This is a genomic window from Kitasatospora sp. NPDC028055, assembly GCF_040637885.1.
In the GTDB taxonomy this organism is placed as follows: domain Bacteria; phylum Actinomycetota; class Actinomycetes; order Streptomycetales; family Streptomycetaceae; genus Kitasatospora.
In genome coordinates this window covers 221,778-237,212 of record NZ_JBEZXE010000007.1, presented here as the reverse complement: position 1 = coordinate 237,212, position 15,435 = coordinate 221,778, and the positions used below count along the sequence as shown (strand labels likewise).

The 15,435-nt window shown below is 73.0% G+C and carries 14 protein-coding genes and 1 tRNA gene; 10 read left to right on the top strand and 5 right to left on the bottom strand.

Translation table 11 applies throughout. From position 1 onward, the window contains the following. Window positions 1–124 precede the first annotated feature (124 nt). Window positions 125–499 carry a hypothetical protein gene (locus AB0F71_RS11870; protein WP_360231280.1) on the top strand — a complete coding sequence of 125 codons (375 nt, stop codon included), beginning with the start codon at window positions 125–127 and terminating at the stop codon, window positions 497–499. 8 nt (window positions 500–507) lie between these two features. Here AB0F71_RS11870 and mscL read toward each other — a convergent pair whose 3' ends face one another. The 4 genes from mscL to AB0F71_RS11850 form a co-directional block, all read right to left on the bottom strand. Further along, complete coding sequence (mscL, locus tag AB0F71_RS11865) at window positions 508–924, bottom strand: large conductance mechanosensitive channel protein MscL (RefSeq protein ID WP_360231278.1); 417 nt, start codon at window positions 922–924, stop codon at window positions 508–510. Window positions 925–1,474: 550 nt separating this feature from the next. Next, the gene (locus AB0F71_RS11860) at window positions 1,475–1,792 is read right to left on the bottom strand and encodes an FmdB family zinc ribbon protein (RefSeq protein WP_360231275.1); all 318 of its coding nucleotides are present in this window, start codon (window positions 1,790–1,792) and stop codon (window positions 1,475–1,477) included. A gap of 126 nt (window positions 1,793–1,918) precedes the next feature. After that, window positions 1,919–3,208, bottom strand: coding sequence for an MFS transporter (locus tag AB0F71_RS11855; RefSeq protein ID WP_360231318.1), 1,290 nt, complete (start codon window positions 3,206–3,208; stop codon window positions 1,919–1,921). 484 nt (window positions 3,209–3,692) lie between these two features. Further along, complete coding sequence (locus AB0F71_RS11850; protein ID WP_360231272.1) at window positions 3,693–5,177, bottom strand: potassium/proton antiporter; 1,485 nt, start codon at window positions 5,175–5,177, stop codon at window positions 3,693–3,695. 358 nt (window positions 5,178–5,535) lie between these two features. Between AB0F71_RS11850 and AB0F71_RS11845 the strand changes: the two genes are divergently transcribed. Beyond that, entirely contained in the window at window positions 5,536–8,256 is a 2,721-nt protein-coding gene (locus tag AB0F71_RS11845; RefSeq protein WP_360231269.1) for a penicillin acylase family protein, read from the top strand. A gap of 76 nt (window positions 8,257–8,332) precedes the next feature. Here the strand turns inward: AB0F71_RS11845 and AB0F71_RS11840 are convergent, their stop codons facing one another. Beyond that, complete coding sequence (locus AB0F71_RS11840; protein ID WP_360231266.1) at window positions 8,333–8,923, bottom strand: 5-formyltetrahydrofolate cyclo-ligase; 591 nt, start codon at window positions 8,921–8,923, stop codon at window positions 8,333–8,335. Between the two features lie 61 nt (window positions 8,924–8,984). On the opposite strand from AB0F71_RS11840, the gene AB0F71_RS11835 reads away from it, so the two are divergent. The 8 genes from AB0F71_RS11835 (at window position 8,985) to AB0F71_RS11800 (ending at window position 15,283) form a co-directional block, all read left to right on the top strand. Continuing rightward, the gene (locus tag AB0F71_RS11835; protein WP_360231263.1) at window positions 8,985–9,890 is read left to right on the top strand and encodes a GGDEF domain-containing protein; all 906 of its coding nucleotides are present in this window, start codon (window positions 8,985–8,987) and stop codon (window positions 9,888–9,890) included. Between the two features lie 51 nt (window positions 9,891–9,941). Next, window positions 9,942–10,862 carry a UTP--glucose-1-phosphate uridylyltransferase GalU gene (galU, locus tag AB0F71_RS11830; RefSeq protein ID WP_270144670.1) on the top strand — a complete coding sequence of 307 codons (921 nt, stop codon included), beginning with the start codon at window positions 9,942–9,944 and terminating at the stop codon, window positions 10,860–10,862. 27 nt (window positions 10,863–10,889) lie between these two features. Next, window positions 10,890–12,224, top strand: a complete 1,335-nt coding sequence (glp, locus tag AB0F71_RS11825; protein ID WP_360231260.1) for a gephyrin-like molybdotransferase Glp — start codon at window positions 10,890–10,892, stop codon at window positions 12,222–12,224. A gap of 100 nt (window positions 12,225–12,324) precedes the next feature. Beyond that, a complete protein-coding gene (gene moaC / locus AB0F71_RS11820; protein WP_360231257.1) occupies window positions 12,325–12,825 on the top strand; it encodes a cyclic pyranopterin monophosphate synthase MoaC in 501 nt (166 codons plus the stop codon). Then, window positions 12,822–13,340: a MogA/MoaB family molybdenum cofactor biosynthesis protein gene (locus AB0F71_RS11815; protein WP_360231254.1), complete on the top strand. Its 519-nt coding sequence runs from the start codon at window positions 12,822–12,824 to the stop codon at window positions 13,338–13,340. Before moaC ends, AB0F71_RS11815 begins: the two co-directional genes overlap by 4 nt. After that, entirely contained in the window at window positions 13,337–13,963 is a 627-nt protein-coding gene (locus AB0F71_RS11810; RefSeq protein WP_360231315.1) for a GNAT family protein, read from the top strand. Before AB0F71_RS11815 ends, AB0F71_RS11810 begins: the two co-directional genes overlap by 4 nt. A gap of 150 nt (window positions 13,964–14,113) precedes the next feature. Further along, window positions 14,114–15,136 (top strand): hypothetical protein, encoded by a 1,023-nt coding sequence (locus tag AB0F71_RS11805; RefSeq protein WP_360231251.1) that lies wholly within the window; start codon window positions 14,114–14,116, stop codon window positions 15,134–15,136. Window positions 15,137–15,209: 73 nt separating this feature from the next. Then, a tRNA-Ala gene (locus AB0F71_RS11800) sits at window positions 15,210–15,283 on the top strand. The last annotated feature ends 152 nt before the right edge of the window (window positions 15,284–15,435 follow it).

Below are 15,435 nucleotides of genomic sequence, written 5' to 3'. Positions count from 1 at the left end.
CGGTGTCCAGGCCGGCTCGGCAGCGCGCCCCCCCGGGCGGGGGGGGGGGCCCCCCCCCCCCCGGGCCCGGCGCATGTCGCCGGGAGCCTCACGAGGCTTCTACGCTGAAAGGACAGGCCGGACCGTGAGCAGGGGAGTGGACGAGATGAGCGAGCAGGAACAAGAGCAGGCGCCGGAACCGGGGCGCGAACTGGGCCAGGGCCGCACGCGGGGGGCCACCCCCGCCCCTCCCTCCCCCTCCCCCTCCCCCTCCCCCTCCCCCCTCTCTCCCTCCGCCTCCTCCATCCCTCCCACCTCCACCACTTCACCCACCACCACCTCTGCCACTCCCACCCCTCCCGCCCCTGCCAAGGCCCGCCTGGTCTTCCGTGACCCGCTGGACCAGCAGTCCCGGGACGACACCGACGCCGGCTGGGGCGATCGCCCCGGGGCGGGTGCCGGCGGTGGGCGGGGGCTGGACTGGTACCTGAGCCAGCGCCCGCCGCACCACGGCGACTGAGGGACTTCCTAGCGCGCCGCGACCAGCGCGTCGCGGATCTCGGTCAGCAGTTGGACCTCCTTGGCCTCGGCCTCGGCCGCCACCTCGGCGACACTCTTGCGCTTGGCCGCCATCCGGTTCATCGGCACGATCAGCACGAAGTAGACGACGGCGGCGGTGATCAGGAACTGCAGGACGGCGCTGAGCACCGACCCCCACAAGATGAGGATCCCGGACGTGACCTCACCGGTGGCGCTCACCTCACAGGGCCCCTTGAGGCAGGAACTGTAGGACGCCAGGTCCTTCGTCCCGAACACGCCGACGATCGGATTGATCACGCCCTTGACGAAGGCGTTGACGATGTTGGTGAAGGCCGCGCCGATGACCACGGCGACGGCGAGCTCGACGACATTTCCACGCAGCAGGAATTCTTTGAAGCCTTTCATGCCGCCTCGAACGACGAAGTCGTCGCCGGGTTACGGGTGATCTTCCGGAAGCCCGGATTGACAACCCGTACGGCCCACGGCGCCGCCCGGGGGCGGTGGCAGGCCGGCCCGTGCGGGCCCGGAGGCGAGTGCCGCGGCCGCCGCGAGCAGCACCAGCGCGGGCACCCCGCCCCGCCGCCGGACGGCCCGGCGCCAGCGGTGCCACCCGCCGCAGCCGCGCCGGATCGGTGGGAAGCTCGGCACCTCCCGCCGGGGCGGTACGGAGGGGGCGGGCAGCGGGAGGGACAGGCTCGTGGTCGTCATCGGGACACCTCCGGACTCGGTCGGGTCTTGCTCGGTGTCCCATACCTTGCGCGTTCTTGCCGCGCTCCGGAAATCGATTCCCACAGCCTGTGGAAAAACCCGCCCCTGTGGATAACTTCGTACACCCGCACGAGTTATTTCGATTCCGGAAGTTGACGGCGGCGCGCGAAAGGCCCGCCGCGGCACGCGAAAAGGCCCGCCGTCCCCGCGCGCAGCGGGGTCGACGGGCCTTCCCGTGAAACCGGGGTCAGCCGGCGGCCGGAGCCGGGCTGCTGGACGAGCTCGACGCGCTCGAAGAGCCGGACGACGAGCCGGTCGAGCCCGACGACGCCGAGGAGCCGGTCGACGAGCCGGCGGACGAAGCCGCGCCCACCGAGCTGCTGGAGGACGAACGGCTGTCGGTCCGGTAGAAGCCCGAGCCCTTGAACACGACGCCCACGGCCGAGAAGACCTTGCGGAGCCGTCCCTGGCATTCGGGGCACGTGGTCAGCGCCTCGTCGGTGAACTTCTGCACCGCCTCCAGGCCGCTGCCGCACTCGGTGCACTGGTACTGGTACGTGGGCACTTGTCTTCCTCCTGGCACTCTCGCCTGATGAGTGCTAACACCGGTCAATGATGCGGTATTCCGTTGGATCAGTCCAGCGAATCCGGTGTGAGATGAGCCGGTACCGAGTCACCGACGACCGCGCGTTCAGCCCTTCGCGGCACCGACCAGCTGTCCCGCGCCGCCGAGGTCGGCCGAGGAGGCCACCACGCGGCTCGCCCCGCTCGGGGCCACCAGCAGGCGCCGCAGCGACACCAGCGCGATCAGCCCCAGCCCGGCGCCGACCAGCGGCACCAGGAAGCCGGCGGACGGCCCGTGGCCGTCGATCAGGCGCCCGGCCACCATCGAGCCGACCGCCAGGCCCAGGCCGATGGCACCGGTCAGCCAGGTGAAGGCCTCGGTCTTGGCCCCGTCCTCGACCAGGGTCTCGACGAGGGTGTAGCCGCTGATCAGGGTCGGCGCGATGGCCAGGCCGCAGACCAGCGCGGCGATCGAGAGCGTGACCAGGTTGGGCATCGCCCACAGCGTGGAGCAGCCCGCCACCAGCAGCGCGTAGCTGACCACCATCCGCTGCTGGACGGCCCGCCGCCAGGCGATGACTCCGTAGAGCACGCCCGCGACCATCGAGCCGCCGGCGAAGATCCCGTACACGGTGCCGGCCGCGTCGTGCTGGCCGACCGAGTCGGCGAAGGCGTTCACCGAGACCTGCATGCCGCCGAAGACGGCCCCGACCCCGAGGATCACCCCGGCCAGCAGCCGGACGCCGGGGGAGGAGAGCGCGGAGGCGCGCCGGACACCGGGCTCCGGGGTCATCCGGGCGGGTGCGGTGCGGCGCTGGGCGGCGAAGACCAGGCCGCCGACGAAGGTCAGCGCGGCCTCGACGACCAGGGCGGTGGCCGGGTTCACCGAGGTGGCGATGTTGGCGGCCAGGATCGGTCCGATCACGAAGGTGAACTCGTCCGTCACGGACTCGAAGGCGAAGGCGGTGCTCACCTTGGCCGAGGCGGAGGCGGACGCGCCCTCGGCGCCGATGGTGGCGATCCAGCGGGCCCGGACCATCGCGCCGATCTGCGGAACGCTCGCGCCGGCCGGGACGGCGGCCAGGAACAGGCTCCAGGCGGGCGCGTGGCCGAGCGCCAGCGCGATCAGCAGGCCGACCGAGGCCGCGTGCACCGCGACGGTCGGGACGAGGACGGCGGCCTGCCCGTACCGGTCGGCGAGCCGTCCGGTCTGCGGGCCGATCAGGGCCTGGGCGACGGCGGCGATGGCCGTGACGGTGCCCGCGGTGCCGTAGGAGCCGTGGGTGTCCTTGACCAGGAGCAGGATGCCCATGCTGAGCATCGCGTAGGGCAGTCGCGCGATGAAGGCGGGGGCCAGGAAGGTCCAGGCTCCGGGCGTGCGCAGCAGCGCGCCGTACCCGACCTTGGCCGGTGTCACGGCGTCGGCGGTCGCGCTGTTCGGGGTGCTGTCCGCGGTGTCCGGAGCGCTGTCCGCGGTGATCTCGACCGTTCGGCGGGCCGTCACGGTCGGTCCTTCCTGCTGCCTGGTAGCGCGGCAGGGCATGGGGTGGCCCCGACGGCGCCGAGAGTCGTCCTCTCGCGCGTCGACCGGGGTAGATACCGGGCCGGCCGGGCCTGGTGGGCCGGGGCCGGGCCGCGGCCGCCGAGCGGTCGCGCCAACTCTGCGTCAGGCAGATGCTGGGGGTGGTCTAACGGTAGTCATACGGCGTGGTCGTACCAGCATACAGTTACGCGCGTAGATCCCGCCAGACCACCCAGAACACCCGAGCCACCGGGGCCGCCCGAGCACCCCGGGCCACTCAAGTCACCCCAGCCACCCCGGCCACCCCGGCCACCCCGGCCACCCCGGCCACCCCGGCCACCCGAGAACCCCGAGCAACCCCACCAACCCCGGCGGCGCCTCAGCGCCCGTTCAGCCACCCCGCCAGCTTGCCGCCCTTGTCCACGGCCCGCAGCCGCCGCTCGGCCGCCTCGCCGACCTCGTCCGTGGTGACCACCAGCAGTTCGTCCCCGCCGCGCAGCATCGTCGCCTTGTCCGGCACGAAGGAGCTGCCGTCCCGCACGACCAGGGTGACCGCCGCCCCCTTGGGCAGCCGCAGCTCGCTGATCTCCACGCCGGACATCCGCGAGGCCGGCGACAGCGTGACCGAGAGCAGGTGCCCGTGCAGCTTCTCCAGCGGCGCGGACTCGATGTCGAGGTCCTGGCCCATGGCGCCCTCGCCGATCCGCAGCCGCCTGGCCATCCAGGGCAGGGTCGGGCCCTGGAGCAGGGTGAAGACCACGACCAGGATGAAGACGATGTTGAACACGTCGTCGGCCTTGTGCGCCCCGGAGACCACCGGGATGGTGGCCAGGACGATGGGCACCGCCCCGCGCAGTCCGGCCCAGCTCAGCAGCGCCTGCTCGCGGGCGGGCACCTTGAACGGGGTGAGCGTGAGCACCACGGACAGCGGCCGGGCCAGGAAGACCAGCACCGCGCCGATCACCAGCGCGGGGACGACCGCGTCGCCCATGCTCTCGGGTGCGGCGAGCAGCCCGAGCAGCACGAACATCCCGATCTGCCCGATCCAGGCGAGCCCGTCGGCGAAGCCGCGGACGGCCGGGCCGTGCGGCAGCTTGGAGTTCCCGAGGATCACCGCGCTGATGTAGACGGCGAGGAAGCCGGAGCCGTGCAGCAGCGCGCCGCCGGCGTAGGCGAGCACGGTCAGGGCGACCACGGCGATCGGGTACAGGCCGGAGGACGGCAGGGCGACGTGCTTGACCGCGAACGCGCCGAGCTTGCCGACGGCCAGGCCGACCGCGGCGCCGATCGCCAGTTCGGCGGCGATCGTGGCGAGCAGCACGTACCAGGAGTCCAGCTCGCCGGTCGAGGCGAAGGCGACGACCAGGATGACCACGGGCGCGTCGTTGAAGCCGGACTCGGCCTCTAGCAGGCCGGTGAGCCGGTGCGGCAGCGGGACCATCCGCAGCACCGAGAAGACGGCGGCGGCGTCGGTGGAGGAGACGATCGCGCCGAGCAGCAGTGAGGTGCGCCAGTCCAGGCCGACCAGCCAGTGCGCGCCGGCCGCGGTGACGAAGACGCTGACGCCGACGCCGACGGTGGCCAGCACGGTGGCCGCCGGCATGGCCGGCCTGACCTCGCGCCAGCTGGTCTTGAGGCCGCCCTCGGCGAGGATCACCACGAGTGCCGCGTAGCCGAGCACCTGGGTCAGTTCGGCGTTGTTGAAGGTGACGCCGATCCCGTTCTGGCCCAGCGCCACGCCGATCCCGAGGTAGATCAGCAGACTGGGCAGTCCTGATCGGGTCGAGAACCGGACGGCGACCACTGCGAAGAGCAGGATCACGGAGGCTTCGAGCAGGAGCTGGTTCAGGTGGGCGACGTTCACGCAGTGGCACCTCGGGCAGGCATGGGCGGGCGGGGTGTCAGGTGGTGCCGGGCCGGGGCAGTGCCGGACCGTCGACCCGTTAAGAAGTCGTCAATGCTCCTCTTGCGGATCGTTACTCAGTCTAACATTTTGCCATATCTTTAGTTTCATTGCCTACTTCCTCCCTCGTCGCGCCCGTCGCGAGCGCCCGCAGGGCGCCCACCAGCCCCTTCCGGGCCGCTCGTTGACCTCCCCCGATCCCGCCGGGAGCGTCCCCCGTGCACGCCGGTCGTCCGACTCGGCCTAATGTGGTGCCCTGTCACGGCCCCAGGCCCGGGACACGCCCGCCCGCCCCGAAGTCAGGACCGCAAGGACCCAGATGCCCCGCTCGAAGAAGTTCCGGCGCGCCCGTCTGATCGTGATCGTGCTGGTCGTGCTGCTGGTGGCCGGCGTCGGCTACGGCGGCTACCGCGGGGTCACCGCGGTCCGCGCCTCCTTCCCGGAGGTGGACGGCACGGTCAAGGTGGCGGGCCTGAGCGCGCCGGTCGACGTCAAGCGCGACGCCAACGGCATCCCGCAGCTGTACGCGGACACCAGCGAGGACCTGTTCCGCGCCCAGGGCTACGTCCAGGCCCAGGACCGCTTCTGGGAGATGGACGTCCGGCGGCACATCACCGCGGGCCGGCTGTCCGAGATGTTCGGCGACGGCCAGGTCGACACCGACTCCTTCATCCGCACCATGGGCTGGCGGCAGGTGGCGCAGAAGGAGTACGACACCAAGCTCTCGCCGGAGACCAAGAAGTACCTCCAGGCCTACGCGGACGGCGTGAACGCCTGGCTCGCCGAGCACCCCGGCGGGGAGAAGGCCTCGCTGGAGTACGCCATGCTCGGCGTGGTCAACAGCGGCTACACGCCCGAGCAGTGGACCCCGGTCGACTCGGTGGCCTGGCTCAAGGCGATGGCCTGGAACCTCTCCGGGAACCTCCAGGAGGAGGTCGACCGCTCGCTGCTGGCCCAGGACTTCGGCCCGGACAAGATCGCCGAGCTGTACCCGGACTACCCGTACGCCCGCAACGGCACGATCGTGAAGACCGGCACCGTCAACGGCGACACCTACCGTCCGGCCGACGGCTCGGCCCCCGCCGGTGCCGCCCCCGGTTCCGGCACCGCCCAGGGCGCGGCCACCACCAAGGCGCTGCTGCAGGGCCTCACCGACCGGATCGACGCGATGCCGCAGCTGCTCGGCCGCCCCGGCCAGGGCATCGGTTCCAACTCCTGGGTGGTCGCCGGCTCGCACACCACCACCGGCAAGCCGCTGCTGGCCAACGACCCGCACCTCGGTCCCGGCCTGCCCTCGGTCTGGTACCAGATGGGCCTGCACTGCCGGACCGCCTCGCCGGCCTGCCAGTTCGACGTCTCCGGCTTCACCTTCGCCGGCATGCCCGGCGTGGTGATCGGCCACAACAAGGACGTCGCCTGGGGCTTCACCAACCTCGGCGCCGACGTGACCGACCTCTACCTGGAGAAGGTCACCGGCCCGGACACCTACCAGGTGGACGGCAAGGACGAGAAGTTCGACCTCCGCAAGGAGACCATCAAGGTCGCCGGCGGGGAGGACCGCACCATCACCGTCCGCACCACCCGCACCGGCGCCCCGCTCATCTCCGACGTGAGCACCGAGCAGCAGAACGTCGGCAAGTACGCCCCCAACGGCAGCTCCGCCCCCGACCGCGGCACCGGCGGCTACGGCGTCGCCCTGCAGTGGACGGCGCTCAGCCCGGGCAGGACCATGGACGCCGTCTTCGAGCTCGACAGGGCGAAGAACTGGGACGAGTTCCGCGCCGCCGCCAAGGACTTCGCCGTCCCCGCGCAGAACCTGATCTACGCCGACAGCAAGAACATCGGCTACCAGGCCCCGGGCGTCGTCCCGGTGCGCGGCAAGGGCGACGGCTCCATGCCGGCCCCGGGCTGGGACTCCTCGTACCAGTGGAAGCCGGACCCGGTCCCCTTCACCGCCCTGCCGTACAGCCTCAACCCGGCGTCCGGCTACATCGTCACCGCCAACCAGGCCGTGGTGGACCAGGGCTACAAGTACAACCTCACCAAGGACTGGGAGTACGGCACCCGGGCCAAGGAGATCACCGACCAGATCGAGGGCCTGCTCAAGAACAACGGCAAGATCTCGCCGGACGACATGCAGACCCTCCAGCTGGACAACACCAGCATCATGGCCAAGACGCTGGTCCCGCTGCTGCTCAAGCAGCGGATCGACGACCCCTACGTGCGCGAGGCCCAGGACCTGTTGAAGGACTGGAACTTCCACCAGGACGCCGACTCGGCCGCCGCCGCCTACTACAACGGCGTCTGGCGCAACCTGCTCAGCCTGGCCTTCGGGCAGAAGTTCCCGGCCGACATCCGGGCCAAGGACAACTGCCTGCTGGTGCGCCAGCAGGACGACCCGACCAAGCCGGACAGCTCCAGCAAGATCGTCACCCAGTGCGGCACCCGCGACCCGGGCAAGGCCCAGCCGGACGGCGGCGACCGCTGGACCGAGGTCGTGCGCGCCCAGCTCGACAAGCCGGACAGCTCCTGGTGGACGTACATCGACTCCGACCACAAGGAGCAGAAGGGCCTGGACAACCTGCTCAAGGAGGCGATGAAGAACGCCCGGCAGGACCTGACCTCGCTGCTCGGCAAGGACATCTCCACCTGGAGCTGGGGCCGCCTGCACAAGCTGGAGCTGCGCGAGCAGACCCTCGGCACCGACAACTCCTCGATCGCCTCCGGCCTCGTCCACAAGCTGCTCAACCGCGGCCCGTACCGCCTCTCCGGCGGCTCGGCGGCGGTCGACGCGGCCGGCTGGAACGCGGCGGCGGGCTACCAGGTGGACTGGATCCCGTCGATGCGGATGGTGGTCGACCTGAACGACCTGGACGCCTCGCGCTGGGTCAACGTCGGCGGCGCCTCCGGCCACGCCTTCCACCAGAACTACAACGACCAGACCGACCTCTGGCTCAAGGGCAAGCTGCTGACCTGGGCCTACACGCCGGACGCGGTCGAGAAGGCCACCAAGCACAAGCTGGTGCTCACCACGGGCTGAGGCCCGTCCCGAGCCCGAGCGGTCCCGCCCTCCTCCCCGGGAGAGCGGGGCCGCCGCCGTCCCGCCTGCCGCAGTCTTACCTGCCGCCGTCCCGGCCGAGCGCCCGCACCCCCGAGGGCGTGACCACCAGGTCCACCGGCAGGTCGTGCGGCTCGGCCGGCACCCGCTCCAGCAGCTCGTGCTCGTACAGCAGCACCGCCAGGACCGGCCGCGCCCCGGCCCGCTCCAGCCGGGCCAGCACCCGGTCGTAGCTGCCCCCGCCGCGGCCCAGCCGCAGCCCGGCCGCGTCCACCGCCAGGCCCGGCAGCAGCACCACCGAGGCCTCCGTGACGGCCTCCGGCCCCAGCCGCGGCCCGACCGGCTCCAGCAGCCCGCGCCCGGCCGCAGCCAGCGCCGCCGGCCCCGCGTACTCGGCCCAGTCCAGGTCGTTGTCCGGCAGCAGCACCGGCAGCAGCACCCGGACGCCGCTCTCCCGCAGCGCGTCCAGCAGCGGCCGCGTCCCGGGCTCCGCGCCCACCGACACGTACGCGGCCACCGTGCTGCCCGGCGCGGCCAGTTCCCACGCGTGTCCGGCCAGCGCGAGTGCCGCCTGCGCGCGCCCCTCGGCGGTGAGTGCGCGGCGCCGCGTCAACAGCCGTGTCCTCAGGTCGCTCTTCTCGTTGTGCACCGGATCCTCCACGTCCGAAAACCGTGACGCGCAGAGCCTGACACGCGAAAGGGCGCCCCGATTGTCCACCCCGTTGCTGGTCCAGGCCCTGGCCGCGCTGAGCGCCCCCGCGCTGGCCGGCGCCACCGTGCTCGGTGTGCGCGCGCGCCGGGAGCGGGCCGGGGCCGCCGCCGACCGGGAACGGCTGACCGGCCGGATCGCCGAACTGGAGGAGCGCTGCGCCGAGCTGGAGCGGACCGCCTCCTGCGACCCGCTCACCGGCGTCTGGAACTACCGCCACCTGCAGCTCACCCTGGACCGGGAGATCGAACGGGCCCGCCGCGCCGAGCACACCGACCAGGCCGAGGGCCCGCGCCCGCTGGCCGTCCTGCTGCTGGAGATCGCCGGCTTCGACGCGGTGCTCGCCGAGCACGGCCGGGCCCGCGGCAACGCGATACTGCGCGACCTCGCCCAGCGGCTGGCGATGGAGATCCGCCGCGCCGACACCCTGGGCCGCTACAGCGGCGAGGAGTTCCTGGTGGTGCTCCCGGACACCGGGGCCGAGGGCGCCGCGCAGGTCGCCGAGCGGCTGGTCTGGTCGGTCCGCCGGCACCTGCTGCTCGACTGGTCCTCCGGCACCCGGGCGCCCCGGCCGGCCGGGGGCAACGGCCTGACCGCCGCCGTCGGCGTCGCCGTGCTCCCCGAGGACGGCACCCACGCGGCCGTCCTGCTGCGCGCCGCCGACGGGGCCCTGGCCGCCGCCCGGGCGGCCGGCGGCGACTGCTGGCGGCTCGCGCCGGGCCCCGGCCGCCCCGCCGGGCCCCGTGAGCAGCCCCCTTCCGCACCGGAGCGGGCGCCGACTCCCGAACGTGACCGTTCGGAAAAGCCGGGTAGTCTGTCCGCCTGTACCGGAGGGGACCCCCTGGCCCAGCCGGTCGCTTCCCATACGCCTGCCACCGTGGCCGTGCCCCGGGACGTGCTGTCCTAGCCGCCCGACCGCGCTCGGCCGGGCGAAAACGTGCCTGAGTAAGGTAAACGCATGACGACGACCACCTCCCGAATTCCGGTAACCAAGGCCGTGGTACCCGCGGCCGGACTGGGCACCCGCTTCCTCCCGGCGACCAAGGCCACCCCTAAGGAGATGCTGCCCGTCGTCGACAAGCCGGCCATCCAGTACGTCGTCGAGGAGGCCTCCGCCGCCGGCCTCTCCGACATACTGATGGTCACCGGCCGCAACAAGCGCGCGCTGGAGGACCACTTCGACCGCGCCTACGAGCTGGAGGAGCTGCTCGTCCGCAAGGGCGACGAGGACCGCCTGCGCCGGGTCCGCGAGTCCGTCGAGCTGGCCAACATGCACTACGTCCGCCAGGGCGACCCGAAGGGCCTCGGCCACGCCGTCTCCGTCGCGGAGCAGCACGTCGCCGGCCAGCCCTTCGCCGTCCTGCTCGGCGACGACCTGATCGACCCGCGCGACCCGCTGCTCGCCCGCATGATCGAGGTGCAGCAGGAGCTCGGCGGCTCGGTCGTCGCCCTCATGGAGGTCGACCCCTCCCAGATCCACCTCTACGGCTGCGCGGCCGTCAAGGCCAACGGCTTCGGCGAGGACGTCTTCCAGGTGACCGACCTGGTCGAGAAGCCCGAGCCGGGCGAGGCGCCCTCCAACTACGCCGTCATCGGCCGCTACGTCCTCGACCCGCTGGTCTTCGACGTGCTGCGCGAGACCCCGCCCGGCCGCGGCGGCGAGATCCAGCTCACCGACGCCCTGCGCGAGCTGACCACCCGCGACGCCGAGGCCGGCGGCCAGGTGCACGGCGTGCTCTTCAAGGGCCGCCGCTACGACACCGGCGACCGCGCCGACTACCTGCGCGCTATCGTCCGACTGGCCGCCGAACGCGAGGACCTGGGCCCGGAGTTCCGCTCCTGGCTGCGGGAGTTCGTCGGTTCCGAGCTGCAGGACTGACCGCACGACACAGAGAGCGAGCCGCCGATGACCGGGTCCACGGAGCACACCACCACCCCCGCAGCCTGCTGCGACGGGTCCGCGGACCGGGCACCGGCGGCTCCTCGCTTCTGGACGGTGGACGAGCACCGCGCCGATGTCCTGGCCGCGGTCGGCCCGCTGCCCGCGATCGAGCTCCAGCTGCTCGACGCCCAGGGCTGCCGGCTGGAGGAGGACGTGGTCGCCGAGGGCGACCTGCCGCCCTTCGACAACAGCTCGATGGACGGCTACGCCGTCCGCACCGCCGACACCCAGGGCGCCACCGAGGAGTACCCCTCGGTGCTCGCCGTGGTCGGCGACATCGCCGCGGGCGCGGGCGAACTGCCCAGGGTCGGGCCCGGCCGGGCCGCCCGGATCATGACCGGCGCCCCGGTGCCGCCCGGCGCCCAGGCGGTCGCCCCGGTCGAGTGGACCGACGGCGGCACCGGCACCGGGACGGCCGCCGCCGCGATGACCGCGCCGGTGCCGGACGAGGAGGTCCGGGTGCTGCGCCCGGTCGCCGAGGGCGCCCACATCCGCCGCCGCGGCAGCGACGTCGCCGCCGGCGCCACCGTCCTGGAGGCCGGCACCCGGCTCGGCCCCACCCAGCTCGGCCTGCTCGCCGCGATCGGCCGGGCCACCGTGAAGGTCCGCCCGCGCCCCCGGGTCGTGGTGCTCTCCACCGGCAGCGAGCTGGTCCAGCCCGGCGAGCCGGTCGGGCCCGGGCAGATCTCCGACTCCAACAGCTTCACCCTCACCGCGGCCGCCCAGGAGGCCGGCGCCATCGCCTACCGGGTCGGCGCCGTCCCGGACGACGCCGACCGGCTGCGCGCCGTGCTGGAGGAGCAGCTCGGCCGGGCCGACCTGATCGTCACCAGCGGCGGGGTCAGCGTCGGCGCGTACGACGTGGTCAAGGAGGTCTTCGAGTCCTACGGGGGAGTCGACTTCCGCAGGCTGCGGATGCAGCCCGGCAAGCCGCAGGGCTTCGGCCGGATCGGCGGCGCGGCCGGGGTGCCGCTGCTCGCCCTGCCGGGCAACCCGGTGAGCGCCTACATCTCCTTCGAGCTCTTCGTCCGCCCGGTGATCCGCACCATGCTGGGCGCGAGCGACGTCCACCGTCCGGTGGTGCGCGCGCTCTGCCCGTCCGCGCTTCGCTCCCCGGCCGGGCGCCGGCAGTTCCTGCGCGGCCGCTACGCGGCGGACGGCACCGTACGGCCGGTGGGCGCCGCCGACTCGCACCTGGTGGGGGCGCTGGCCCGGGCGAACTGCCTGATCACCGTTCCCGAGGAGGTCACCGAGCTGCCCGCCGGCAGCGAGGTCGACGTGGTGCTGCTGGAGTCCTGAGCGCCGCGGGGCGGCGGGTCTGCAGCGCCCGGAGGCGAGCGGGGTGCGGCAGAGCGGTACGGTAGCGCGGTATTCGACCTGCGCGCCCCTGGAGTTACCCGTGACGACACCGAATCCCGGCGACCGCCTCACCCACGTCGACGACCGGGGCGCCGCCCGGATGGTCGACGTCTCGGAGAAGGCCACCACCGCGCGCACCGCCGTCGCGGCCGGGCGGGTCAGGGTCTCGCCGCGGGTGGTGGCGCTGCTGCGCGGCGAGGGCGTGCCCAAGGGGGACGCCCTCGCGGTGGCCCGGATCGCCGGGATCATGGGCGCCAAGCGGACCCCGGACCTGATCCCGCTCTGCCACCCGATCGCGGTCTCCGGCGTCGAGGTCGACCTCACCGTCGGGGACGACGCGGTCGAGATCACCGCAACCGTGCGGACCGCCGACCGCACCGGTGTCGAGATGGAGGCGCTGACCTCGGTGACGGTCGCCGCGCTGACCGTGATCGACATGGTCAAGGCGGTCGACAAGGGCGCGAGCATCGAGTCCGTCCGGGTGCTGAGCAAGACCGGCGGCAAGAGCGGCGACTGGTTCGCGCCGGAGGCCGGCGCATGAGCACCCGGCGCATGAAGGCGCTCGCCGTGACCGTCTCCAACCGGGCCTCGGCCGGGGTGTACGAGGACAGGGGCGGCCCGCTGCTGGTGGCGGGCCTGACCGCGATGGGCTTCACCGTCGACGGCCCGCGGGTCGTGCCGGACGGCGAGCCGGTCGAGACCGTCCTGCGCGAGGCCGTCGCCGCCGGCTACGACGTGGTGCTGACCACCGGCGGCACCGGCATCTCGCCGATGGACCTCACCCCCGAGATGACCGCCCGGGTGATCGACCGGCAGGTCCCCGGCATCGCCGAGGCGGTCCGCGCGTACGGCCGCGACAAGGTGCCGACCGCGGCGCTCTCCCGCGGGCTGTCCGGGCTCGCCGGACGTACCCTGATCGTCAACCTGCCGGGCTCGACCGGGGGCGTCAAGGACGGTCTGGCCGTCCTGGAGCCGCTGCTCGCGCACGCCGTCGACCAGCTCGGCGGCGGGGACCACCCCCGGCCCGACGCACCAGCTTCCGGGAGAGCGCACTGAACGCCGGCTGGCCGGTAGAACTCCACGAGGGGGAGGTCGTGCTGCGCCCGATCCGGGCCCGCGACCAGCGCGAGTGGCAGGAGGTGAGCCGCCGCAACCGGGACTGGCTGCGGCGCTGGGAGGCCACCGTGCCGCCCGGTCCGGCCGGCCAGGCCGCCGGGCCCCGCCCGACCTACCGGCAGATGGTCCGCTTCCTGCGCGGCGAGGCCTCGGCGGGCCGGATGCTGCCCTTCGTGGTGCTCCACAAGGGCCAGCTGGTCGGCCAGTTGACCGTCGGCGGGATCACCTGGGGCTCGATGTGCTCGGCCAACGTCGGCTACTGGATCGACGAGGCGGTGGCCGGCCGGGGCATCATGCCGACGGCCGTGGCGCTTTCGGTGGACCACTGCTTCCGCACCCTCGGACTGCACCGGATCGAGGTCTGCATCCGCCCGGAGAACGGTCCGAGCCGGCGGGTGGTGGAAAAGCTCGGCTTCCGTCCGGAGGGAATGCGCCCGCGCTATCTCCACATCGACGGGGACTGGCGGGACCACCTGGTCTACGCCCTGACCGCCGAGGAGGTTCCGGAAGGGATGCTGGAGCGCTGGCGGGCGATCAGTTCCGGCCACGAACCGCTTAATTGAATATTTGTTCGAAAGAAATATCGATATGGCATCGGCGCGGTGGCGGACCGTCACAAACACCGGCAAAATAGTCGGAGAATCAGCTTGATCACACGACACGCCGCGCCAAATTGCTGCCGGGCCTTCCCCGTCGCCCGTACGGTGTGAATCGTGAGCAGTAGCGGCCTTATCTACGCCGTCATCGTAGGGGCCTGGGCCGCCTATCTGGTGCCGATGTGGCTCCGCAGGCAGGACGAACTCAACGAGGCGCGCCCGACGGAACGCTTCAGCACCGCCATCCGCCTGCTGGCCGGGCGTTCGGCGCTGGAGCGACGGGCAGCCCGGGCCCTGGGTGACGAATCGCGTGACGACGAGCACAGCAACGACGGCCCCCCGGAGCGGGACGCGGCCGACTCCGGCGACCCCGCGGTGCGGGAGCCCGAGCCACCGGTGGAGCGGCCGGCCGAACGGCCGGCCCCGGCGCGGCAGGTCGGATCCGAGCGCCGGGCGCTGCTGCTGGCCCGTCGGCGCCGGATGGTCACCGCCCTCTTCCTGGCCTTCGCGCTCGGCGCGGTGGTCGCCGCGGTGGCGGGCCTGGCCTTCCTCTGGGTCCCGGCCGTGCCGGCGGTCCTCCTCACCCTCTACATCGGCCACCTGCGCAAGCTGGAGCGCCAGCGGTACGAGGTGAAGCTGGACCGCAACCGGGCCGCCCAGGCGGCCGAGCGGCTGCGCCAGCGCGAGCGCCGGCGTGCCGAGGCCCCGGCGGACGACCGGCCGACGGTCGAGGCGCCCGCCCCGGACGACGCCGACCAGGCCGCGCCCGCCGAGCACCGCCCCGGCCGCCGTCCGCACCTGCGGCTGGCCGCCGACCCGGAGCAGGCCACCGTCGCGGTGCCCTCCGCCCCCGCGGTGGCCTCCGCCTCCGCGGTGGCCGAGGCGACCGAGCACGAGGAGTGGGTCGACGGCATGCGCGAGCGCGGTGCGGCCGGCCCTGACTCCTGGGAGCCGGTGCCGGTCCCGCTGCCGACCTACGTCACCGCGCCGGTCGCCCCCCGGGTCTCCCGTGGCCTGGACCTCTCGGCCCCCGGCACCTGGACCGCGGGCCGGCCCGCCGAGTCCCGCAACACCCCGCTGTTCGACCAGTACGCCGAAGCCCCGGCTCCGGAGTCCCGCCCCCGCGCGGCCAACGAATGACCGCCGTGACCGCCCCCCGACCAGGGGGGTGGTCACGGACCCCCTCCGAAAGGTGCTAGAGTTTCTTCTCGTTGGGGCTGTGGCGCAGTCCGGTAGCGCACCTCGTTCGCATCGAGGGGGTCAGGGGTTCGAATCCCCTCAGCTCCACCCAACGGACCGGTTCCGACCGGTCGGGCAGATCCCGCCGGGAGTTCAACTCCCGGCGGGATTTCGCGTTTTGACGCTCCGGAAGCCCCCGGAAGCCCCGGTGACCCGCGCCGTGACCGAGCTCACAGCGCCCTTGCCGGGCGGAATTCGTT